Source organism: Ruegeria sp. G2 (assembly GCF_056533505.1).
The window spans coordinates 1-1,268 of sequence record NZ_JBQFON010000025.1; the positions used below are offsets into that span (position 1 = coordinate 1).

Annotated in this window: 1 protein-coding gene; it reads right to left on the reverse strand. The window is 57.6% G+C overall.

Translation table 11 applies throughout. The features are described from left to right. On the reverse strand, positions 1–1,268 hold a 1,268-nt coding region (glyA, locus tag ACR0DU_RS21315), incomplete at both ends, for a serine hydroxymethyltransferase (RefSeq protein ID WP_480877331.1).

Here is a 1,268-nt window from a genome sequence, read left to right on the forward strand (position 1 = left end):
AGGTTCGGATAGATCGGAAACTTGGCGCAAAGCTCAGCGACTTCGGCTTTGACTTTTGCTTCGACTGCGGCATTGCCTTCTTCGCCATTGGCGGCCAGACCATCGACAACTTCGATGATCCAATCCGCGATTTGACGGAACTCGACTTCTCCAAAACCTCGTGTCGTGCCAGCAGGAGAACCAAGGCGGATGCCGCTGGTGATAGTTGGTTTCTCGGGGTCAAACGGAACGCCGTTCTTGTTGCAGGTGATATGCGCACGACCCAATGCTTTCTCGGTCGCGTTGCCCTTAACGCCTTTGGGGCGCAGGTCGACCAGCACCACATGGGTGTCGGTGCCGTGGGTCACGGTGTCGAGACCGCCCTTGATCAGTTGATCCGACAGCGCCTGAGCGTTCACAATAACCTGCTTGATGTAGTCCTTGAATGAGGGCCGCAGCGCCTCGCCAAACGCTACTGCTTTGCCAGCGATCACATGCATCAGCGGACCACCCTGAATACCGGGGAAGATTGCCGAGTTTACCTTTTTCGCGATCGCTTCGTCGTTGGTCAGAATCATGCCGCCACGGGGGCCGCGCAGCGTCTTGTGCGTGGTGGTTGTCGCGACGTGCGCGTGCGGGAAGGGCGAGGGGTGCTCACCCGCTGCAATCAGGCCCGCAATATGGGCCATGTCCACGTGCAGATACGCACCGACCATATCGGCGATCTCGCGCATGCGGGCAAAATCGATAATACGCGGAATGGCCGAACCGCCCGCGATGATCAGCTTGGGCTGGTGTTCTTTGGCCAGCGCTTCGATCTGATCATAGTCGATCAGATTGTCTTGCTTGCGCACGCCATAGTGGACTGCATTGAACCATTTGCCCGATTGGTTTGGGGCTGCACCGTGGGTCAGGTGACCACCTGCATCCAGGCTCATACCCAGAATCGTGTCGCCAGGTTTGATCAGCGCCTGAAAGACACCTTGGTTTGCCTGCGAGCCCGAGTTTGGCTGGACATTGGCGAACTCGCAGCCGAACAGCTGCTTGGCTCGATCGATAGCCAGATTTTCGGCAATGTCGACGAACTGACAACCGCCATAGTACCGGCGGCCCGGATAACCTTCGGCATATTTATTGGTCATCACCGAGCCCTGCGCTTCCATGACAGCGGCAGAGACGATGTTTTCCGATGCGATCAGCTCGATTTCATCGCGCTGGCGGCCCAACTCGGATGTGATCGAGCCAAATAGCTCGGGGTCACGATCGGCAAGGGATTGGGTGAAGAAACC